Annotated in this window: 19 protein-coding genes, 1 tRNA gene and 1 pseudogene; 16 read left to right on the top strand and 5 right to left on the bottom strand. The window is 69.2% G+C overall.

Annotated features, from left to right (window positions below; all coding sequences use genetic code 11):
* Positions 1 to 21: 21 nt before the first annotated feature.
* From J2X55_RS12470 to J2X55_RS12460, 3 genes and pseudogenes are all read right to left on the bottom strand, one after another.
* A complete protein-coding gene (locus J2X55_RS12470) occupies positions 22 to 315 on the bottom strand; it encodes a WXG100 family type VII secretion target (RefSeq protein WP_115919162.1) in 294 nt (97 codons plus the stop codon).
* Positions 316 to 431: 116 nt separating this feature from the next.
* Positions 432 to 722: pseudogene (locus J2X55_RS12465) on the bottom strand (acetyl-coenzyme A synthetase); the annotation flags it as partial.
* A gap of 26 nt (positions 723 to 748) precedes the next feature.
* Positions 749 to 1,225, bottom strand: a complete 477-nt coding sequence (locus tag J2X55_RS12460; RefSeq protein ID WP_309823778.1) for a helix-turn-helix domain-containing protein — start codon at positions 1,223 to 1,225, stop codon at positions 749 to 751.
* A gap of 141 nt (positions 1,226 to 1,366) precedes the next feature.
* Here J2X55_RS12460 and J2X55_RS12455 point away from each other — a divergent pair, with 141 nt between their 5' ends.
* Positions 1,367 to 2,239 (top strand): oxidoreductase, encoded by an 873-nt coding sequence (locus tag J2X55_RS12455; protein WP_115919160.1) that lies wholly within the window; start codon positions 1,367 to 1,369, stop codon positions 2,237 to 2,239.
* An 88-nt stretch (positions 2,240 to 2,327) separates the two neighbouring features.
* Here J2X55_RS12455 and acs read toward each other — a convergent pair whose 3' ends face one another.
* The gene (gene acs / locus J2X55_RS12450) at positions 2,328 to 4,304 is read right to left on the bottom strand and encodes an acetate--CoA ligase (RefSeq protein WP_309823777.1); all 1,977 of its coding nucleotides are present in this window, start codon (positions 4,302 to 4,304) and stop codon (positions 2,328 to 2,330) included.
* Positions 4,305 to 4,744: 440 nt separating this feature from the next.
* On the opposite strand from acs, the gene J2X55_RS12445 reads away from it, so the two are divergent.
* The 15 genes from J2X55_RS12445 (at position 4,745) to J2X55_RS12375 (ending at position 18,803) form a co-directional block, all read left to right on the top strand.
* Positions 4,745 to 5,725, top strand: a complete 981-nt coding sequence (locus J2X55_RS12445) for a TadA family conjugal transfer-associated ATPase (RefSeq protein WP_309823775.1) — start codon at positions 4,745 to 4,747, stop codon at positions 5,723 to 5,725.
* Complete coding sequence (locus J2X55_RS12440; RefSeq protein ID WP_309823773.1) at positions 5,722 to 6,630, top strand: pilus assembly protein TadB; 909 nt, start codon at positions 5,722 to 5,724, stop codon at positions 6,628 to 6,630. The genes J2X55_RS12445 and J2X55_RS12440 overlap by 4 nt, the downstream gene beginning before the upstream one ends.
* Positions 6,631 to 6,666: 36 nt before the next feature.
* On the top strand, positions 6,667 to 6,903 hold the full coding sequence (locus tag J2X55_RS12435; RefSeq protein WP_309823771.1) for a DUF4244 domain-containing protein: 237 nt from the start codon (positions 6,667 to 6,669) through the stop codon (positions 6,901 to 6,903).
* A 29-nt stretch (positions 6,904 to 6,932) separates the two neighbouring features.
* Positions 6,933 to 7,229, top strand: a complete 297-nt coding sequence (locus J2X55_RS12430; RefSeq protein ID WP_309823770.1) for a TadE family protein — start codon at positions 6,933 to 6,935, stop codon at positions 7,227 to 7,229.
* On the top strand, positions 7,229 to 7,558 hold the full coding sequence (locus J2X55_RS12425) for an Rv3654c family TadE-like protein (RefSeq protein ID WP_115919138.1): 330 nt from the start codon (positions 7,229 to 7,231) through the stop codon (positions 7,556 to 7,558). The genes J2X55_RS12430 and J2X55_RS12425 overlap by 1 nt, the downstream gene beginning before the upstream one ends.
* A gap of 60 nt (positions 7,559 to 7,618) precedes the next feature.
* Positions 7,619 to 10,501, top strand: a complete 2,883-nt coding sequence (gene topA / locus J2X55_RS12420) for a type I DNA topoisomerase (protein ID WP_309823769.1) — start codon at positions 7,619 to 7,621, stop codon at positions 10,499 to 10,501.
* A complete protein-coding gene (gene tmk, locus J2X55_RS12415; protein ID WP_115919134.1) occupies positions 10,498 to 11,172 on the top strand; it encodes a dTMP kinase in 675 nt (224 codons plus the stop codon). The genes topA and tmk overlap by 4 nt, the downstream gene beginning before the upstream one ends.
* A 68-nt stretch (positions 11,173 to 11,240) precedes the next feature.
* Positions 11,241 to 12,419 (top strand): DNA polymerase III subunit delta', encoded by a 1,179-nt coding sequence (locus J2X55_RS12410; RefSeq protein WP_309823768.1) that lies wholly within the window; start codon positions 11,241 to 11,243, stop codon positions 12,417 to 12,419.
* A gap of 2 nt (positions 12,420 to 12,421) precedes the next feature.
* Positions 12,422 to 13,957: an alpha/beta hydrolase gene (locus J2X55_RS12405; protein WP_309824028.1), complete on the top strand. Its 1,536-nt coding sequence runs from the start codon at positions 12,422 to 12,424 to the stop codon at positions 13,955 to 13,957.
* A 37-nt stretch (positions 13,958 to 13,994) separates the two neighbouring features.
* Positions 13,995 to 14,690: a deoxyribose-phosphate aldolase gene (gene deoC / locus J2X55_RS12400; RefSeq protein ID WP_115919132.1), complete on the top strand. Its 696-nt coding sequence runs from the start codon at positions 13,995 to 13,997 to the stop codon at positions 14,688 to 14,690.
* A gap of 65 nt (positions 14,691 to 14,755) precedes the next feature.
* A tRNA-Thr gene (locus tag J2X55_RS12395) sits at positions 14,756 to 14,828 on the top strand.
* 123 nt (positions 14,829 to 14,951) lie between these two features.
* Positions 14,952 to 15,479: a hypothetical protein gene (locus tag J2X55_RS12390; protein ID WP_309823765.1), complete on the top strand. Its 528-nt coding sequence runs from the start codon at positions 14,952 to 14,954 to the stop codon at positions 15,477 to 15,479.
* A 68-nt stretch (positions 15,480 to 15,547) separates the two neighbouring features.
* Positions 15,548 to 15,943 (top strand): hypothetical protein, encoded by a 396-nt coding sequence (locus J2X55_RS12385; protein WP_210112035.1) that lies wholly within the window; start codon positions 15,548 to 15,550, stop codon positions 15,941 to 15,943.
* Positions 15,944 to 15,999: 56 nt separating this feature from the next.
* Complete coding sequence (locus J2X55_RS12380) at positions 16,000 to 18,228, top strand: efflux RND transporter permease subunit (RefSeq protein WP_309823763.1); 2,229 nt, start codon at positions 16,000 to 16,002, stop codon at positions 18,226 to 18,228.
* Complete coding sequence (locus J2X55_RS12375) at positions 18,225 to 18,803, top strand: isochorismatase family protein (protein WP_309823762.1); 579 nt, start codon at positions 18,225 to 18,227, stop codon at positions 18,801 to 18,803. The genes J2X55_RS12380 and J2X55_RS12375 overlap by 4 nt, the downstream gene beginning before the upstream one ends.
* 10 nt (positions 18,804 to 18,813) lie before the next feature.
* On the opposite strand, the gene J2X55_RS12370 is transcribed toward J2X55_RS12375, so the two are convergent.
* Entirely contained in the window at positions 18,814 to 19,932 is a 1,119-nt protein-coding gene (locus J2X55_RS12370; RefSeq protein WP_309823760.1) for a PAS domain-containing sensor histidine kinase, read from the bottom strand.
* Between the last annotated feature and the right edge of the window lie 70 nt (positions 19,933 to 20,002).

Genomic DNA, 20,002 nt, shown 5'->3' with positions numbered 1-20,002 from the left:
GTTTAGGTCAGGGCCGCAGGGTCAGAAGGACTTCGCGAGGGAGGTCTCGGTCTCGGCGATGGCCTGGCCGGTTCGGAGGAGTACTTCGGCACAGCCGTCGAGCAGCGTCTGCATGGCCTGCATCTGCTCCTCCCAGTTGGCGCGAGCAAGAGAGTACGCCTCGCGAGCCTCGCCCTGCCATCCGCTCTCCATCGCCGCGAGTCGAGCGTCGAGTTCCTGGAGTTCTCCGCGGATTCCGGCGGACGCAGCCCGCAGTGCTTCCACCATCTGACCGACTCTGCCGAACTCAATACGAATGTGATCCGCCACGCTCATCCCCCAGGAACATTGATGCCCCCATTGTTCCAGCGCGCCGGTCTCTCGGCCAGCACTGCGCGTCGCCCACGAGGAGGGATCTCGGATGCCATAGCCGCGGCATCCGGAATCGTCCCTCACTTCACCTGGGCGCTGATGACGCTCATCACGGCGGTGTCAGCAAGGGTGGTGGTGTCTCCGACCTCGCGGCCCTGCGCGACGTCGCGGAGGAGGCGGCGCATGATCTTGCCCGAACGCGTCTTGGGAAGCTCGCCGACGATGTAGACATCGCGGGGACGCGCGATGGGGCCGATCTGGGCGCCCACCCACATGCGAAGCTCGTCGCCGAGGCCTTCGACGGCGTTCTGCGTGAGGTAACGGCTCTTGATGATGACGAAGGCGACCACCGCCTGGCCGGCGTTTGCATCTATTGAGCGTGCCCGGGAGCGGAGGACTATCTCGCCGCGGCGGGAGTACCCTCGTCTGTCGGGCCAGCGGGCGTGTCGTAGCTCGCGCGATTGGCGGCCACGTCGTCCATGTTGTCCTGCGCCCATCCCTTGAGCTCGCGCACGATGAGGTGCAGCGAGTGCCCGAGCGGCGTGAGTTCGTAGCTCACCGTCACGGGGACCGTAGCGATCACCGTTCTGGTGATGAGTCCGTCTCGTTCGAGGGTACGAAGCGTCTGCGTGAGCATCTTCTGGCTCACACCGGCGAGTTGCCGAGACAGCTCCGAGTAGCGAAGTGGTCGCGCTTCTCTTCCGACCTGTGGGTCGACCCCGGCGGGGGAGCACTGTGTCGGCTGGGGAACACCACCCAGGCTGCACAGTACGAGCGCGACCCACTTGTCAGAGATCCGCGCGAGGAGCTGCCGGCTGGGGCAGTCGGACAAGAAGGCGTTGTACTCGTTCTTCTGTTCAGATCGCTTCGCCACGGAGGTGATCGTCGTCATGCCGGTAGGTCCGTTCACGGGGAGGGTTAGGCACCTTGAGGTGCCTACTTCCTCTTGGAGAGTTGTCACCCCACTGTAGAGCGAGGCGCCAACCGGCGCGCAACAGTTCTGAAAGACGAGGCTATGAACGACTCCTCTCCCACCCTTCCCGGCGGCTCTTTCGTGATCGGGGATCGAACCATTCCCCGATTCGGTTACGGCGCGATGCAACTCGCCGGTCCCTGGGTAATGGGACCTCCGAAAGACCACGACGCCGCCCTCGACGTTCTCCGCGCCGCGAGAGCCGCGGGCATCGTCCACATCGACACGTCCGAGGCGTACGGTCCCCGCACCGTCAACGAGGTGCTTCGGGAAGCTCTACAGCCCGACGCGAAGGACCTCTTCATCGCCACGAAGGTGGGAGGGCGGCGGGACGCCGAGGGCGGGTGGCCGGTCGCCCGTCAGCCCGACGAGCTCCGGCAGCAGATCGATGACAATCTCGAGACTCTCGGTCTCGATGCTCTCGACCTGGTGCATCTCCGTCTCGGCGATGCGAACGGGCCGGTCCCCGGGGGCATTGAGGAGGCATTCACAACTCTTGTTGAACTGCAGGAGCAGGGGGTGATCCGTCACCTCGGCGTCAGCAACGCCACGGGGGAGCAGGTCGCACAGGCCCGTTCGATCGCCCCGATCGTCTCGGTGCAGAACATGTACAACCTCGCCAACCGTGCGGACGATCACCTGATCGACGACCTAGCCTCTGAGGGCATCGCTTACATCCCGTTCTTTCCTCTCGGCGGCTTCACCCCGCTGCAGTCCGGTGCGCTCACGGCGGTGGCGAACCGCCTGAGAAGCACCCCGATGAGCGTCGCCCTTGCGTGGCTGCTGCAGCGTTCGGCAAACATCATGCTTATCCCCGGCACGTCCAACAAGGAGCACCTCAGCGAGAACATCACGGGGGCTGCGCTGCAGCTCACCGCTGATGACGTTGCTGAACTCGAGAACCTCGGCAGCTGACACCCGGGGGGCGTCGGCGGCAGGTTTGGAGTACCGAGCCGCCGACGCTTCAGACGTCTTCGAGCACCAGGCTCGCCCCCCCCCGCAGCTACTTGCTCGTGACCTGCCCCTTGATCGTGCTCATGACCATCGTGTCAGCGAGGGTCGTCGTGTCACCGACCTCGCGACCTTCCGCCACGTCTCGGAGGAGGCGGCGCATGATCTTGCCGGATCGTGTCTTCGGCAATTCCGTGACGAGGTACACATCTCGAGGGCGAGCGATCGCGCCGATCTGCTGGGACACCCACGCCCGCAACTCGTCGACGAGACCCGTCAACTCCTCGTGCTTCGTCGAGTAACTCTGCTTGATACAGACGAAGGCGACCACCGCCTGGCCGGTGGTTTCGTCGCTCGCACCGACCACGGCGGCCTCGGCGACGCCCTCGTGTCCGACCAGGGCCGATTCGATCTCGGCCGTCGAGAGGCGGTGGCCCGAGACGTTCATGACGTCGTCGACCCGGCCGAGCAGCCAGACGTCGCCGTCGTCGTCCAGTCGGGCTCCGTCGCCGGCGAAGTAGTAGCCCTTGTCGGCGAACTTCTCCCAGTAGGTCTCGCGGTACCGGTCGGGGTCGCCCCAGATGCCGCGGAGCATGCTCGGCCACGGCTCGGTGACGACGAGAAGGCCCCCGCTGCCCTTGCCGACCGGTTCGCCCTGCTCGTCGACGACGGCGATCGAGATGCCGGGAACCGGTACTTGGGCTGAGCCGGGCTTGGTCTCGGTGACGCCCGGGAGCGCGGAGATCATCACGGCCCCCGTCTCGGTCTGCCACCACGTGTCGACGATGGGGGCCTGGTCGGCACCGATGATCTCGCGGTACCAGACCCACGCCTCGGGGTTGATGGGTTCGCCGACGGAGCCGAGAAGACGCAGCGACGACAGATCGAAGCCCTGCGGAACATCGCGCCCGATTTTCATGAACGATCGAATGGCCGTCGGTGCCGTGTAGAAGACCGTCACGCCGTGCTTCTCGATGAGTTCCCACCAGCGGCCCGGGTGAGGTGTGTCGGGGGTGCCTTCGTAGAGGAGCTGTGTCGCGCCGTTGGCCAGCGGGCCGTACGTGACGTAGGTGTGTCCCGTGATCCAGCCGATGTCTGCGGTGCACCAGTACACGTCGGTCTCCGGGTGCACGTCGTGCACGACGCGGTTGGTGAACGCGGCTTGGGTGAGGTATCCGCCCGAGGTGTGCAGGATCCCCTTGGGCTTGCCGGTGGTTCCCGAGGTGTACAGGATGAAGAGCGGCGTCTCGGCGGGGAACGCCTCGGCGACGTGATCGGCGGAGGCGTTCGGCACAACGTCGTGCCACCAGAGATCGCGTCCCTCGGACCAGTCGACCTCGTTGCCGCCGCGCTTGACCACCAGCACGTGCTCGACCGTCTCCTGCTCGCCGGAGCCGTTGCGGTCGGCGAGCGCCTGGTCGACCGCGGGCTTGAGGGGCGACACCTTTCCCTTGCGCCATCCTCCGTCGGCGGTGATCACGAGCTTCGCGCCGGCGTCGTCGATGCGCGCGCGCAGACTGTCGGCCGAGAACCCGCCGAAGACGACGGAGTGCACGGCTCCGATGCGCGCGACGGCGAGCATCGAGGCGATGGCCTCGGGGATCATCGGCAGGTACAGCGCGACTCGGTCGCCTCGCTCGACGCCGAGCTCGGTGAGGACGTTTGCGAGGCGCTTGACCTCGTCCGTCAGTTCGGCGTAGGTGACGTTGCGCTGGTCGCCGGGCTCTCCCTCCCAGCGCAGGGCGATGCGATCGCCGTTGCCGGCCTCGACGTGGCGGTCGAGGCAGTTGTACGCGACGTTGAGCTCGCCGTCGGCGAACCATTCCGCGAACGGCGGGTTGGACCAGTCGAGCACCTGGGTGAACGGAGTGTGCCAGTGCAGTTCGCGGGCCTGATCGGCCCAGAAGCCCTCGCGATCCGTGGCGGCGCGCTCGTAGAGAGAGCTGTCGGCGACAGCCTGCGCGGCGAAGTCGGCCGGCGGCGCGAACCGGCGGGTCTCGTTGAGGAGGTGGTCGATCTGGCTGCTCATCGCGGCGCTCCTTCGCGTTCACGGACCCGCGCACCTGCGCGCGGTGTCCTCACTCCGGTCACGCTATCGACCGCCTCCGACACCGGCCACCTCCGATAGATGGGATCGGGGTGGATGGGAAACAGGTGATATATCGCCATGAATAGGTCTGTTGAGTTGGCCGGACCCATCTGCACGCGTACGCTAGCTACCGCCCGAACATCGCTTCCGGCATTTGCGTCGGGGGGAGCCCCCCAATTTTTCCCCGGCGCGTGGCGGCATCCCTCGCCCCCCACTGTAGGGATGCCGCCCCCTTCTTTTTGCGTCGACGGCTCTCGCTGACGAGGAGTCATCGCGCGCCTGCGGGGTCGTTCCTCCCCAGTAGCGGATAGCGTTGCCGCCTCCACTGAACGCTTCGTGAGACCAGCGCGCCACGGCGTCGTGACCCTACCGTCGTCGTCGTGACCTCCCTTGCCCCACTCCGCTTCAGCCTCGACGAAACGGCCGTCGACACGCTCGATCCGGCGGTCGCCTTCCTCCGTCCCTTCCTCGACGACCCGTCGGTGACCGACCTTTTCGTCAACGGAGATCGGGGACTCTTCGTCGACCGGGGCGAGGGGCTCGAGTGCGTGAGGTCGTGGCAGGCGAGCGAGGCAGAGGTCCGACGCTTGGCCGTGCGCTTGATCGCACTCGGGGGACGTCACCTCGACGACGCGTCCCCCTGCGTGGACGTCCGTCTCGAGAGGGGCGTACGGGTGCACGCCGTTCTGGCTCCCGTGTCCGCGAGTGGGACGAGCATCTCCGTGCGGGTTCCGAAGTTCGACGGACCCGACCTGTCCGACCTCGAGCGGGCGGGGATGTTCTCGGCGCGTCAACGGAAGGGGCTGGAAAGTCTCGTCGACGGTCGCGAGAACGTGCTCATCGCCGGGCCGACCGGTGCGGGGAAGACCACCCTCCTCACGGCTCTGCTGTCGCGCGTGCCCGCGACGGAGCGCATCATCACGATCGAGGAGGTCGCGGAACTGCATCCCGACCACCCGCACCACATCGCGCTCGAGGCGCGACAGCCCAATATCGAAGGCGCCGGGGGCATCTCCCTCTCCCGTCTCCTGCGGGAGGCCCTACGCATGCGTCCTGACCGGCTCGTTCTCGGCGAGTGCCGCGGGGAGGAGATCCGAGACCTGCTCATGGCGCTGAACACCGGCCACGACGGGGGAGCGGGCACCCTCCACGCGAGCAGTCTGGTCGACGTCGCGCCGCGTCTCGAAGCCCTCGGAGCGCTTGCGGGAATGGATGCCGAAACCTGCGCGCGTCAGAGCGTCGGGGCCATCGGTGCGGTGGTCCACGTGGATCGGGTCGGCGGGCGTCGACGCGTCACCGGCTGGGGTCGGCCGGTCGTCCGTGACAGGCGCCTCTGCATCGAACCTGAGGGGTGGACGTGAACGTGCGGACCGCCGGCCGATCCGCTCGCCATCCGCGTGAGGGCACAGGAAGCGCAGACCCGATCGAGACGGTTCTGCGTCTGGCCGTTCTCCTGTCCGGCGGGACCGCCCCGACCCTTGCTTGGAGATATCTCGCCGAGAGCGGCGATCCGACCCTGTGCGCCGCGGCTGACGCTGCCGAGCAGGGGAGGGATGTCGGCCCCGTCCTGCAAGAGGCGGGGGATGCGTGGGGCGGCCTGGCGGCGATCTGGAGTGTGGCCGTCGCCGCCGGTGCACCGTTGTCCGACGCTCTGCGGTCGGTCGTGGGTGCGATGCGCGAGACGGCCGAGGTGACGGCTGACGTGCGGGTCGCCCTCGCCGAACCGGCCGCGACAGCCCGCCTGCTCGGCTGGCTGCCTCTCGTGGGCGTTCCTCTCGGTGGTCTTCTGGGATTCGACCCGATCGGCACGCTGCTCGGCGATCCTCTCGGGCAGGGCTGCCTGGTGCTCGGACTCATCCTGATGACGACGGCGTACATCTGGATGCGTCGCCTCTCTCGCACGGCGCAGCCGCCGCCGACGATTCCCGGGCTCGAGGCGGAGCTGTGGGCGGTGGCGCTTTCCGCGGGGGTCTCGGTCGACCGCGCTCGTCGGGTCGTCGACGGCCTCGGTATCGACCGGACGGGACGAGCTGACGTTCTTCGAACCCTGGAGCTGGCCACCAGAGCCGGAGTGCCGGCCGCTGAGCTCCTGCGCGGCAACGCCTGGATCGCGCGTTACCGGGCTCGAACCGACGGTCGAGTCGCCGCGGCGAAGCTCTCGACACGCTTGCTCGTGCCTCTCGGCGTGTGCACCCTTCCCGCGTTCCTCCTGATCGCCGTCGTGCCGGCCGCGCTCGCCGTCCTGCGGTCCACGGCACTACCGTGACCGCCCTCATCCACCCCCGAAGAGAAGGAGCTCCCCATGATCCGTTTCGTCCACACCTCGTTTCGTCCCCGGCCCGCGGCAGATCTTCCCCCGCTGACGACCGCCCGCGCCGGCGCCCTTTTCCTCGACGAACGGGGTGCCGCGACAGCCGAGTACGCCATCGCGACCATGGCCGCCGTCGCGTTCGCCGGATTGCTCGTCGTTATCATGCGCAGCGACGAGGTGCGCGGCATTCTCACGGATCTCGTGCGACGCGCGCTGACGGTGCAGTGAGGATGCCACCGCTGGGGGACCGCGGAGCGGTGACCGCCGAATTCGCCGTGGCGCTGCCTGCTGTCCTGATCGTGCTCGCCCTCGGCGCCGGTGTGCTCGGATCGGCGATCACCACCCTCCGCGTGCAGCAGCTCACCGCCGAAGCCGCACGGCTCCTCGGGCGGGGCGACGAGGGAGCGCTGTCGCGCCTCGCCGAGGCCGGCGCGTCCGCCTCGGTGGACCGCGGTGGAGGGGTGGTGTGCGTTCGCGCGTCGGCCCCCGTGCCGCTGGGGCTTCCCCTTCCTCCCGCCTCCGCCCGGGCCTGCGCCCTCGACGGAGGCCGCTGATGTCGGGCACGGTATCCACCGTCGGAGTCATCGCGGTGGTCGCGAGCCTCATCGCTGCCTTGGCCGCCGTCGGCGGGGCCGCGCTCGCCGCCGAACGTCTGGCGGGGACCGCCGATGCCGCCGCCCTCGCCGCCGCGGACGCTGCGAGCGGGGCGGTGACGGGAGTGCCCTGCGACGTGGCCGCCCGCGTTGTCGAGGCAGGGGACGCGCACCTACGAGAGTGCGATGTCGATGGCCTCGTCGCCACGATCACCGTCGCCGGGGCGTACGGTGGGATTTCATTCGATGCGCGCTCACGGGCCGGACCCCCTGAGACCGCGAGCCCGTGAGACCTCCCGGAACCCGAACAGGGAGGCGTGTGTATGGTGTGCATCGACGAAAGGACCCCAGTGGCAAACGGAAAGAAGCTCGTCATCGTCGAGTCCCCGACGAAGATGAAGTCGATCCAGGGATACCTCGGCGACGACTACGAGGTGCTCAGCTCGGTCGGTCACATTCGCGACCTCGCGTCGAAGAAGGAGATCCCGGCCGACAAGAAGGCGGCGTACGGCAAGTACTCCATCGACGTCGAAAACGACTTCGACCCCTTCTACGTCGTCAACGACCGCAAGACCAAGACGGTCGCCGAACTCAAGCGGGCTCTGAAGAGCGCCGACGAAGTCCTGCTCGCCACTGATGGTGACCGCGAGGGCGAAGCCATCGCGTGGCACCTGCTCGAGGTCCTCAAGCCCAAGGTCCCCGTCCGCCGCATGATCTTCCACGAGATCACCAAGGACGCCATCAAAGAAGCCGCCGAGCACACCCGCGAACTCGACGTGTCTCTCGTCGACGCGCAAGAGACCCGACGCGTTCTCGACCGCCTCTACGGGTGGGACGTCTCGCCGGTGCTCTGGCGCAAGGTCGGTTCGGGCCGCGAGGGCACGGCGCTCAGCGCCGGACGCGTGCAGTCCGCGGCCACCCGCATGGTCGTCGAGCGTGAGCGTGAGCGCATGGCGTTCGTCTCCGCCTCATACTGGGACGTGGAAGCCCTCGCCTCCCAGGCGGGGTCGTCCTTCACCACCCGTCTGAACCGTCTCGACGGCGCCCCCATCGCCCGCGGTGGCGACTACGACGACAACGGCCAGCTCAAGAAGGCCGTCGTGGTCCTCGACGAGGCGCAGGCCCGCGCTCTCGCCGACGCGATCACCGCGGCCGGTACCGCGTCCGTCGCCAAGGTCGAAGCCAAGCCCGGCACGCGCAGCCCTCGCGCGCCCTTCACGACCTCCACGCTGCAGCAGGAGGCCGGTCGCAAGCTCTCGATGAGCGCCAAGCACGCCATGGGCGTCGCGCAGCGACTCTACGAGAAGGGCTTCATCACCTATATGCGTACCGACTCGGTCGCGCTGTCGGGGCAGGCCATCTCGGCGGCACGCGCGCAGGCCGTCTCGCTCTACGGCGACAAGGCGGTCCCCGCGAACCCGCGCGTCTACAAGAGCAAGTCGAAGAACGCCCAAGAGGCGCACGAGGCCATCCGTCCCTCGGGCGAGACGTTCCGCACTCCCGCCTCGCTCGCGTCCTCGCTGGACCGCGACGAGCAGAAGCTCTACGACCTCATCTGGAAGCGCACGGTCGCCAGCCAGATGGCGGATGCCAAGTACGAGACGACGACCGTCACCCTCACGGTGAAGGCGGATGCCCAGGTCGCCGAGTTCACGGCATCCGGAACCGTCTACACCTTCAAGGGATTCCTCGAGGCGTACGAAGAGGGTGCCGACGAGAAGCGCAACGACGACGACGCCGACCAGTCACTGCCGGCTGTCGCCGTGGGCGACTCGCTGTCGGTCAGCGATGTCGAGCCCAAGGGTCACAGCACCTCGCCGAAGCCGCGCTACACAGAGGCGAGCCTGGTCAAGGCCTTGGAAGAGAAGGGGATCGGTCGGCCCTCGACCTTCGCCAGCATCATCGGCGTGATCCTCGACCGCGGGTATGTCAGCAAGCGCGGGCAGGCCCTGGTGCCGAGCTGGCTTGCCTTCAGCGTCGTGCGTCTGCTCGAGGAGCACTTCGCGGATCTCGTCGACTACGACTTCACCGCAGCCCTCGAGGACGATCTGGATGCCATCGCGCGCGGCGAGCAGCGCCGCACCGAGTGGCTGAAGTCGTTCTACTACGGGTCCGAGAGGCAGGTGGGCCTGCGCCACATCGTCGACAATCTGGGCGAGATCGACGCTCGTGAGCTCAATTCCACGCGTATCACCGACACGGCGACGTTGCGCTTCGGCAAGTACGGGCCGTACCTCGAAGTAACGGACCCCGCGGCCGGTCCCGACGCCAAGTCGCGCATCGTGAACATCCCCGAAGACCTGGCTCCCGACGAGCTCACGCCCGCGAAGGCGCAGGAGCTCATCGATGCTCCCGTCGCCGGGGACCGTGTGCTCGGCGAGAACCCCGACAACGGCAAGCTCGTCGTCGTCAAGGACGGTCGATTCGGCCCGTACGTGCAGGAAGTCGACGCCGAAGAGCCCGAAGAGGTCGACCAGGCCACGGGTGAGGTCGTCGAGGCTCCGAAGAAGCGCGGCGCGAAGAAGGAGGCAGCTCCCAAGCCCCGTACGGCGTCGCTGTTCCGGTCGATGTCGGTCGACACCGTCGATCTCGACACGGCGCTGCAGCTGCTGTCGCTCCCGCGCGTCGTGGGAACCGACCCCGAATCGGGCGAAGAGATCACCGCTCAGAACGGTCGCTTCGGTCCGTACCTCAAGAAGGGCACCGACTCACGGTCGCTCGACGACGAGAAGCAGATCTTCGACATCACGCTCGAACAGGCCCTCGCGAAGTACGCCGAGCCCAAGTACGGCGCGCGCCGGGCATCCAGCGCGTTGAAGGAATTCGACGCCGACCCCGTGAGCGGCAAGCCGATCAAGCTGAAGGATGGACGTTTCGGTCCGTACGTCACCGACGGTGAGACCAATGCGACCGTGCCTCGCGGCGAGGACGCCATGGCCATCACCTTCGAGCGTGCGGTCGAGTTGATCGCCGACAAGCGCGCGAAGGGTCCGGCCCCGAAGAAGACGGCGGCCCGCAAGGCCCCGGCCAAGACGACCGCGGCGAAGACGGCGGCGGCCAAGACGACCGCGGCGAAGACGGCGGCCAAGACGACCGCGACAAAGACCACGGCGTCCAAGACCACGGCAGCGAAGTCGACCGCGGCGAAGGCCACCGCGGCCAAGACGGCCTCCGCCTCAGCGGCGGCGCCCAAGGCCACGACCACGCGCAAGGCGCCGGCGAAGAAATCGTGACCGAGGATCGCACCCGACCGCTGACCGTCCCCCGGGCGGCCGGGGCCGGGGGCCCCGGCCTGTTCGTCACCTTCGAGGGGGGCGACGGCGCGGGCAAGACCACCCAGGCCTCGATGCTCGAGGAGTGGGTGACCTCCCGCGGCCGTGTCGTCGTGCGCACGCGCGAGCCCGGGGGCACCGAGGTGGGCGTGCGCATCCGCGACATCGTCCTCCACCATCGCGGCCACATCGCGGCGCGCGCCGAGGCGCTTCTCTACGCCGCGGATCGGGCCCACCACGTCGAGACCGTCGTGCAGCCGGCCATCGCCCGCGGCGACGTCGTGATCCAAGATCGCTACCTCGACTCCTCGGTCGCCTACCAGGGCGCGGGCAGAGTCCTGGATGCCGATGACATCCGCGCCCTGTCACTCTGGGCGACCGATGGTCTGCTTCCCGATCTCACGGTCCTGCTCGACCTCGATCCGGCGGCGGCACGCCGACGCCTGGATGCCGACGACAAGCCGTTCGACCGTCTCGAGGCGGAGAAGAGCGAGTTCCACGGGCGCGTACGTGCCGGATTCCTCGCCCTCGCCGCCCAAGAGCCGCAGCGGTTCCTGGTGCTCGACGCCACACGTCCGGCCGAAGAGCTCGCGCACGACGTACGCGCGGCCATCGCCGAGCGCCTCGGCTGACGCGGCGACGGACGATGCACAGCCGCTCGCCAGCGGCCGTGTCCGACCCCGCGGTTAGGCTGGAGCCCATGTCCGTCGTCCTCGACCCGTCCGCTTCCCCCGCCGGGACGGCAGCATTTCCGTGGGATGCCGTGTGGGGTCAGGACGAGGCGGTGCAAACCCTGCAGAACGCGGCGTCCGACCCCTCTGCACTCGCCCACGCGTGGCTCATCACCGGCCCTCCGGGCTCCGGCCGCTCCACCCTGGCCTACGCGTTCGCCGCGGCTCTCATCGCCGACCCGGGTGACGAGCAGGCACAGCGCCAGGTGCTCGCCCGCACCCACCCCGATCTCACCGCCCTGCGCACCGAGCAGGTCGTCATCCGCATCGACGAGGCGCGACGCCTGGTCGAACGCGCCTCCTTCGCACCCTCGCTCGGCCGCCATCGCGTGATCGTCGTCGAAGACGCCGACCGCATGGCGGAGCGCACCTCGAACGTGCTGCTCAAAGCCCTCGAAGAGCCCCCCGAGAAGACGGTGTGGGTGCTCTGCGCGCCCAGCGATGCCGACCTCCTGCCCACCATCCGCTCGCGTGTGCGCGTCTTGCGTCTGCGCGAGCCGTCCGTCTCCGACGTCGCCGCCCTGATCGTGGAGCGCACCGGGGTGAGCCCCGACATCGCGGAGGAATCCGCACGGCACGCGCAGCGCCACATCGGTATGGCGCAGCGCCTCGCGACCGACGATGACGCCCGCGGACGCCGGGCCGAGACCCTCGCCGCCGTCCTCGCCGTGCGCGGCATCGGCGATGCCGTCGACGTCGCGGGACGCATCGTGCGCCTGGCCACCGACGACGCCAAGGCGCTCACCGCCACGCGCGACGAGGAGGAGCAGCGCTCGCTCCTCCGGATGCTCGGCGTGGCCGAAGGCGCCGCGATCCCTCCCTCCGTCCGCGGCCAGGTCAACGCGCTCGAGGACGACCAGAAGCGCCGCGCCACCCGCAGCCTGCGCGACGGTATCGATCGGGTGCTGACCGACCTGCAGTCGCTGTTCCGCGACGTCGTGATGATCCAGTACGGCCGTGAGGGTGATCTCGTGAACAGCGAGCGCCTCGACGCCCTGCGCGCCCTGGCCTCGGAATGGTCACCCTCCCGCACTCTCGGAGTCCTCGACCGGATCTCGGTCACCCGCCGCAACCTCGAACAGAACGCCGCCCCGCTGCTGGCGTTGGAGAGCCTCATGATCACCGTCGCCAACGGATCCGCCCCGTGAGCATGCGTCGCCGTCTCGCCGCCGTCGTCGCGGGCATCGCGGGTCTGGCTCTCACGCTGTCGGGCTGCCTCTACGCGCAGATACCGCCCCTCGCGCCCGCGGCCGGCCCGTCGCTGACTCCCCAGACAGCGGGCATCGACGCCTCGCTGCTGCCCTACTACGGGCAGACGCTCTCCTGGACGGACTGCGGTTCGGCGGGCTTCGACTGCACCACGGTCACGGCCCCGCGCGACTACTCCGATCCGTCGAAGGGCGAGCTGTCCCTGGCCGTCATCCGGCACCGGGCGACCTCGGGCCAGCCCCTGGGGTCGCTGCTGACCAACCCCGGCGGCCCGGGCGTGAGCGGTGTCTCCACCGTGCGTGACTCCCTCTCGCTCGTGGCGGACGAGACGCTCACGAGGGACTATGACGTCATCGGCTTCGACCCGCGCGGTGTCGGCCAGTCTGCGCCGGTCACCTGCTACGACGCGGCGGGCATGGACGCGTTCCTCTACGACATCCCGCCGGGCGCGCGCGGCAGTGACGAGCGCAACGCCGCCCTCGAAAAGCGGCAGGCCGACTTCGCGCAGGCGTGTCAGCAGAACAGCGACGGCATCCTGCCCTATGTCTCGACCGAGAACGCGGCGCGCGACATGGACCTGCTCCGTGCCGTCCTGGGTGACGAGAAGCTCAACTACCTCGGCTTCTCGTACGGCTCGTTCCTCGGCACCACCTACGCGGGGCTCTTCCCTGACCGCGTTGGCCGCATGGTGCTCGACGGCGGCATCGACCCCAGCCTGCCGAGCAGCGCGAGCGGGATCGCCCAGGCGGTGGGGTTCGAGAACGCCCTGCGCGCCTTCATGGCGGACTGTCTGACAAACTCGGAGTGCCCGTTCAGCGGGTCCGTCGACGACGCGATGAACGACCTGTCGTCGCTGCTCGAGCGGGTCGACGCCCGCCCTCTGACCGGCCCCGACGGTCGGCAACTCGGCGCGGACACCCTCGTGACATCGATCGTGGCGGCGCTCTACAGCGACCAGAACTGGCCGTACCTGCGCATCGCCCTCAGCGGGGTGCAGAACGGCGACGCCTCCGTCGCGTTCCAACTCGCCGACTTCTACAACGGTCGCGTCGACGGCAAATACCAGGACAACACGATGCAGGCGCTGCGCGCCTACAACTGCGTCGACTATCCCGACGAGGGTGACGAGAACAACCCGCAGATCGAGCAAGAGCTGCAGCAGAAGGCGCCCGTCGTCGCGCCCTACTGGCTCGGGCCCGACGCGTGCGCCGCGTGGCCGGCCCCGCCGACCGGTACCCGCGAGGCGATCACCGCCCCGGGCTCCCCGCCGATCGTCGTCCTCGGTACGACGGGTGACCCCGCCACGCCGTACACCGAGGCGCAGGCGCTCGCCGGGCAGCTGTCCCAGGGAGTGCTCGTGACCTACGTGGGAGAGGGGCACCTCGCGTACAACAAGGGCAACGACTGCGTGAACGCGGCCGTCGACGATTACCTCGTCGACGGCACCGTGCCCTCCCCAGGGCTGCGCTGCGAATAGCGTCCCGTGCCCGCCCGGCCGCCCGCCTAGGCTGAAGATGTCACACCCCGAGGAGACCCCCATGACCGCGCCCATCGCCGACCTGGCGTCGTACATCGATCACACGCTGCTCAAGCCCGAGGCCACCCGCGCCGACGTTGAGCGCCTCATCGCCGAGGGCGCCGAGCTCGGCACCTACAGCGTGTGCATCTCGCCCTCGTTCCTGCCGGTGCAGCTCCCCGAGGGGCTCAAGCTCGCGGTCGTGTGCGGCTTCCCGAGCGGCAAGCACCACGCCGAGGTCAAGGCGGCCGAGGCCGCCCTGTCGGTAGCTCAGGGCGCCGACGAGATCGACATGGTCATCGACGTGGGTGCCGCGATCGAGGGGCGTTACGAGATCGTCGAGTCCGAGATCCGCGCGGTGCGCGCCGCGGCTCCCGCCCCCACCGTGCTGAAGGTCATCATCGAGTCAGCGGCTCTGTCCGACGAGGCGATCGTCGCCGTCTGCGAGGCCGCCGTGAACGCGGGCGCCGATTTCGTGAAGACGTCGACCGGCTTCCACCCCGCGGGCGGCGCGAGCGTCCACGCCGTCGAGCTGATGAAGCGCACCGTTGGCGACCGCGCCGAGGTCAAGGCGTCGGGGGGCGTGCGCACCCGCGCCGCCGCCGAGGAGATGATCGCCGCCGGCGCCACCCGCCTGGGTCTGTCGTCGAGTCGCGACATCCTCGCCGACCGCACCGCGGCCGGCGACTACTGACCGCGTACCTCGGCACCCGCTGGAGCATGTAAGATCGATGATCGTGCACGCGACAGCGCGCACATGCCGCCTTAGCTCAGACGGCAGAGCGATTCACTCGTAATGAATAGGTCAAGGGTTCGATTCCCTTAGGCGGCTCCGAAGGCCCTCACCCGCTTCCACCGGGTGGGGGCCTTTCTTCGTCGGCGAGGTATCCCGCCGCTCCCGCGGTGCGCTTCCGTCTACTGTCAGCCTCAACGGTCGTCTGACGAAGGGGGAGTCATGGCCGAGCGAAGCGTCCTCGTTCGCCGCATCCGGATCTTTCTGGCGGTGGTCATCGCGGGGCTCGTCGTCAGTGGGATCACGGCGTTCCCGCTCCGCGAGGAAGTCGCCCTCGGCCGTGGGATTCTGCGCTCGATCGGTCTCGACACCCTCGCTCCGGAGTTCGTCGGGTGGGTGGATCGAGTGGGCGAAGGACTGGATGCCACCGCCGTGGCGTTCCCGTTCATCGCTTACGGCACCGACTGGCTGGCGTTCGCCCACCTGCTGATCGCGCTCGCGTTCATCGGTCCGTGGCGAGACCCGATGCGAAACGTGTTCATCATCCAGTGGGGCCTCGTCGCGTGCGCGGGCATCGTGCCTCTCGCGCTCATCGCGGGCGCCCTCCGCGGGCTCCCTCTGGGGTGGCAGGCGATCGACGTCTCGTTCGTGGTGGTCGCGGCGCTGCCGCTCGCTCTCGCCCTGATGGCGACGCGGCGTCTCGAGGCCCTGCCGACGGCGTCGGCGGCGAGCCCGGCGGCCGCCCGATAGGCTGAATCCGTCTCGTTCCGCGCTCGCGTGACGGCCCTCCTCCGCCCGCTGACCTCGCTGGAGTTCCCGTGTCGAACGCCCTCGATGCCGTCATCGAGATCTTCACGTGGGTCGGGCTGGGGGGCGGCCTGCTGCTGGCGTTCGCCGCGGTGTTCCTCCTGTTGGCGGACGGCACCTGGCTGCCCGCCCGCGCGGTCGTGGAGCACGTCGACGGCGGTCGCGTGGTCCGCTGGTTCGACGACGACGGGGGAGTGAACGAGGCGCCGCTCTCGGCGCACGACGAGGCGAAGATCGGTGCCGCGGACATGGCCGACATCTTCTATCGCCGCGGCGCGGCGAACCGCATGCGGCTGACGCGCTCCTCGCCCCTGGTCCGTTTCGTCTCGTTGCTCGCTGCCGGGGTGCTCGGCCTGGGCGTCTTGGCGTTCGTCGTCTCGATCGTGGTGCTCTTCGCCCGCGGGTGATCGACTGGCGCCGGAGGCATATCGCTAGATAAGCTAGCTATATGTTTCCGTCGTCCATGCCCACTCGTCGCTCCGCTCGCCGCTCTGCGCGGCCCACGCACGTCTCGCGGTGGCTGCGTGTCGGCATCCCGAGTCTGCTCGTCCTGCTGTGGGTCGTGGGGGGATCGATCGGGGGACCGTTCTTCGGCAAGGTCGACCAGGTCTCGACGAACGATCAGTCGTCGTTCCTGCCGCAGTCAGCGGACGCGACGCGCGTGAGCGAACGGCTGACGGACTTCACGGGGAGCGACACCATCCCCGCGATCGTCGTCGCCGACACGGCCGACGGCAGTGCTCTGAGCGACGCGCAGGTCTCCGCCCTGCAGACGCTCGCGACGGATATCGCGTCCGTCGACGGGGTCTCGGGCGACGCGTCGCCTCCGGTCGTCTCGGACGACGGCCAGGCGGCGCAGATCTTCGTCCCGATCGACAGCTCCGGCGAGGTGCGCGACGTCGTCGAGCAGGTGCGCGAGAAGGTGTCGGCCGAGGCCCCGGCGGGCGTCGAGGCGTGGGTCACGGGCCCGGCCGGGTTCACCGCGGATCTCGTCAAGGGCTTCCTCGGCATCGACGGTCTTCTGCTGGTCGTCGCGCTCGTGGCGGTGTTCGTCATCCTCGTGATCGTCTACCGCTCTCCGCTGCTGCCGATCCTCGTCCTGTTGACCTCGGTCTTCGCGCTGTGCGTCGCCCTTCTCACCGTGTGGTGGCTCGCGTACGCGGGGATCGTCGTGCTCAACGGCCAGGTGCAGGGGATCCTCTTCATCCTCGTCATCGGCGCGGCCACCGACTACGCCCTCCTGTACGTCGCGCGGTTCCGCGAGGCCATCGGCGAGGGGCTGAGCCGATGGGATGCCACGACCCGGGCGTGGAAGGGCGCGTTCGAGCCCATCCTGGCCTCGGGCGGCACCGTGATCGCCGGGCTGCTCTGCCTGTTGCTGTCGGATCTGGCCACCAACCGCGCTCTGGGGCCGATCGCCTCGATCGGCATCGCGTTCGCGGTGCTCTCGGCGCTGACGTTCCTGCCCGCACTGCTCGCGCTGGTCGGTCGCGCCGCGTTCTGGCCGTTCCTGCCGAAGCCGGGTACGGCAGCCCTCCCCGCCGACCTCACGCAGCCGGCGAAGGGCCTCTGGCCCCGTCAGGCGCGGTTCGTGGCCCGTCGAGCTCGTCCCGTGTGGATCGTGTGCACGCTCGTGCTCCTCGCCGCGTGCCTCGGCGTGACGCAGCTGCGCGCGGACGGCGTGCCCGCGAGCGCGCTCGTCCTCGGTGCTTCGGAGGCGCGCGACGGCCAAGCCGCCCTGGCCGAGCACTTCCCGGGCGGCTCCGGCAGCCCGGCGTACGTGCTCGTCCCCGAGCCCGAGGCCGCTCGGGCGGCGACCGTGCTGCAGAACGCCTCGGGGATCGACGCGGTCTCGGTGCTGACCGCTGACGTTCCCGGGGGACAGTCGCCGGTGACCGTGGTCGACGGCGTTCTGCAGACGACGGCGATCGGCGCGCCGGGCACACCCGCACCCACCCCGACGGTCGCCGACGGCGACGTGCTGTTCGCGGCGACCCTCGCCGACACGGCCGATTCCTCCGCGGCGGACGACACGGTCCGTCAGCTCCGAACCGATCTGACCGACGAGCTGGGGGAGGGGACGGCCCTGGTCGGCGGGGTCACCGCGACCGATATCGACTCGATCGACACCTCGATCCGCGATCGCACGCTCATCATCCCCATCGTGCTCGCGGTGATCCTGCTGATCCTCATGGCGCTGCTGCGCTCGGTCGTCGCGCCGGTCATCCTGATCGGCACCGTCATCGTGTCGTTCGGAGCGGCTCTCGGCGTCAGCGCGTTGGTCTTCGACGGCGTCCTGGACTTTCCGGGCGCGGATCCGGCGGTGCCGCTCTACGGCTTCGTCTTCTTGGTGGCGCTCGGGGTGGACTACAACATCTTCCTGATGTCGAGGGTGCGGGAGGAGTCGCTCGCACACGGCACGCGGGCCGGGATCCTGCGCGGACTCGTCGCCACGGGGGGTGTGATCACCTCGGCCGGTCTCGTGCTCGCGGCGACGTTCGCCGCCCTCGGGGTCATTCCGATCCTCTTCCTCGCCCAGCTGGCGTTCATCGTGGCGTTCGGGGTCCTGCTCGACACGTTCGTGGTGCGGTCCCTCCTCGTGCCCGCTCTGGCCTACGACCTGGGCCGTCGCATCTGGTGGCCCTCGAAGCTGGGCCGGATGGATGCCGAGGCGCGTAGGCTCGACGCATGACGCGCGCCCTGTTCATCGTCGATGTCCAGAACGACTTCACCGAGCGCGGGGCGCTGGGTGTCGAAGGGGGCGACGCGGTCGCCGAGCGCATCTCGCGGTACCTCGCCGCCCACGCCGACGACTACGCGCTCGTCGTAGCTTCGCGCGACTGGCACCACGGCGACGACCACAACGGAGGCCACTTCTCCGACGCCCCCGACTTCGTCGACACGTGGCCCGTCCACTGCGTCGGCGGAACCTTCGGGGCCGACTACGACGAGGTCTTCGACACCTCGCGCGTGACCCACCACCTCAAGAAGGGGCAGGGGAAGCCCGCCTACTCGCTGTTCGAGGGCGTCACCGATGAGGGTGAGACGGCGGCGCAGTTGCTCGAGAGCCACGGCATCCGGGATATCGACGTCGTCGGGATCGCGACGGACTACTGCGTGCGGGCCTCGGCCCTCGATGCCCTGGGCGCCGGACGGCGCGTGCGCGTGCTGACCGACCTGGTCGCGGGAGTACACCCCGCCTCGAGTGCCGCGGCTCTGACCGAGATCGGGACCGCGGGCGCAGAACTCACGACCTCGGACGCCTGAGCCGGAGCGCTCAGCCCGCCGGCTCTGCGTCGATGTCGTCGTCGGCGCGGGGGATCGTGATCGTCACGCTCGTCCCCTCGCCCAGGGTGCTGGTGATGCGCAGCGTCCCGCCGTGCTCGCTCACGACGCGTCGGACGCTTGCGAGACCGATGCCGTGCCCGCCGTCGCCGGCGTCGGCGAGCCGCCCACGGTTGCCCTCGTCGGTGATCGAGGCCAGGTCGTCGGCGTGGATGCCGCGTCCTCGGTCGCGCACGCGCACCGCGGCGCCCTCGTCGGTTTCGAACGCATCGATCTCGATGAGGTCGTCGGAGTACTTCGCGGCGTTCTCGAGGACGTTGGCGATCGCCCGGCGGAGCCCCAGCACGTCGCCCCAGACGGGAACGGCATCCATCTGCCCGAAGACGACCCGACCGGGCGCATCTCCGGGGAGCACCAGCGAGACCGCCCCGCGTGCGATGAGGTCGAGACTCGCTCGGCGGCGCCCGCGCTGTGTCGCGGTGTCGACATCGGTCATGAGCGACTGAGCCATCGCGATGATGTGGTCACTCGCCTCTCCCGCGAGGCGCAGGAGCCGGTGGTCGGGGGGCAACTCCTCGCCGATCAGGTCGAGGTAGCCGCGCAGGGCGGTGACGGGCGAGAGCAGGTCGTGCGCGAAGGTGCGCTGCAGCGCCGACCGCTCGTCGGCAGCGCGTTTCTCGGCGGTCAGGTCGCGGACGATCTTGACGAAGCCTCGCACCTGCCCTTGGTCGCTGCGGATGGCCGAGATGGTCACGCGCGCCCAGAACTCGCTGCCGTCGCTGCGGACGCGCCAACCGGTGTCTTCGACGTGTCCGTCACGCTGGGCGGCAGCGAGCAGCAGGTCGGGCTTGGCGCGACGCCGGTCCTCCTCGCGGTAGAAGCGCGAGAAGTGCGAGCCGAGGATCTCGTCCTCGTGGTACCCCTTGATGCGTTCGGCGCCGAGGTTCCAGCCGCGCACGAACCCGCCACTGTCGAGCTTGACGATGGCGAAGAGGTCGACCTGCTCGTCCCAGTCCTGAGGGATCGAGCGCCGGATGCTCGTCAGGGCGTGGGCGGGATCGTGGCCGGAAGGGGTGGATGACAGAGAAGGCTCGTTCGTAGCGGTGGTCATACGAGAACGCCCAGGTGGGCCGGGGTGCTTGCTGAAGGCATACGCCGATCATGTCTCGCGGGCGCGCCCG

It is taken from the genome of Microbacterium sp. 1154, assembly GCF_031455375.1.
In the GTDB taxonomy this organism is placed as follows: domain Bacteria; phylum Actinomycetota; class Actinomycetes; order Actinomycetales; family Microbacteriaceae; genus Microbacterium.
This window is presented reverse-complemented; position numbering and strand designations above follow the sequence as displayed.

Coding starts and splice junctions, on each gene's coding strand:
- J2X55_RS12470 (WP_115919162.1), bottom strand. CDS start 315: ATGAGCGTGGCGGATCACATTCGTATTGAGTTCGGCAGAGTCGGTCAG.
- J2X55_RS12455 (WP_115919160.1), top strand. CDS start 1,367: ATGAACGACTCCTCTCCCACCCTTCCCGGCGGCTCTTTCGTGATCGGG.
- acs (WP_309823777.1), bottom strand. CDS start 4,304: ATGAGCAGCCAGATCGACCACCTCCTCAACGAGACCCGCCGGTTCGCG.
- J2X55_RS12435 (WP_309823771.1), top strand. CDS start 6,667: ATGATCCGTTTCGTCCACACCTCGTTTCGTCCCCGGCCCGCGGCAGAT.
- J2X55_RS12425 (WP_115919138.1), top strand. CDS start 7,229: ATGTCGGGCACGGTATCCACCGTCGGAGTCATCGCGGTGGTCGCGAGC.
- J2X55_RS12410 (WP_309823768.1), top strand. CDS start 11,241: ATGTCCGTCGTCCTCGACCCGTCCGCTTCCCCCGCCGGGACGGCAGCA.
- J2X55_RS12405 (WP_309824028.1), top strand. CDS start 12,422: ATGCGTCGCCGTCTCGCCGCCGTCGTCGCGGGCATCGCGGGTCTGGCT.
- deoC (WP_115919132.1), top strand. CDS start 13,995: ATGTCACACCCCGAGGAGACCCCCATGACCGCGCCCATCGCCGACCTG.
- J2X55_RS12390 (WP_309823765.1), top strand. CDS start 14,952: ATGGCCGAGCGAAGCGTCCTCGTTCGCCGCATCCGGATCTTTCTGGCG.
- J2X55_RS12380 (WP_309823763.1), top strand. CDS start 16,000: ATGCCCACTCGTCGCTCCGCTCGCCGCTCTGCGCGGCCCACGCACGTC.
- J2X55_RS12375 (WP_309823762.1), top strand. CDS start 18,225: ATGACGCGCGCCCTGTTCATCGTCGATGTCCAGAACGACTTCACCGAG.
- J2X55_RS12370 (WP_309823760.1), bottom strand. CDS start 19,932: ATGACCACCGCTACGAACGAGCCTTCTCTGTCATCCACCCCTTCCGGC.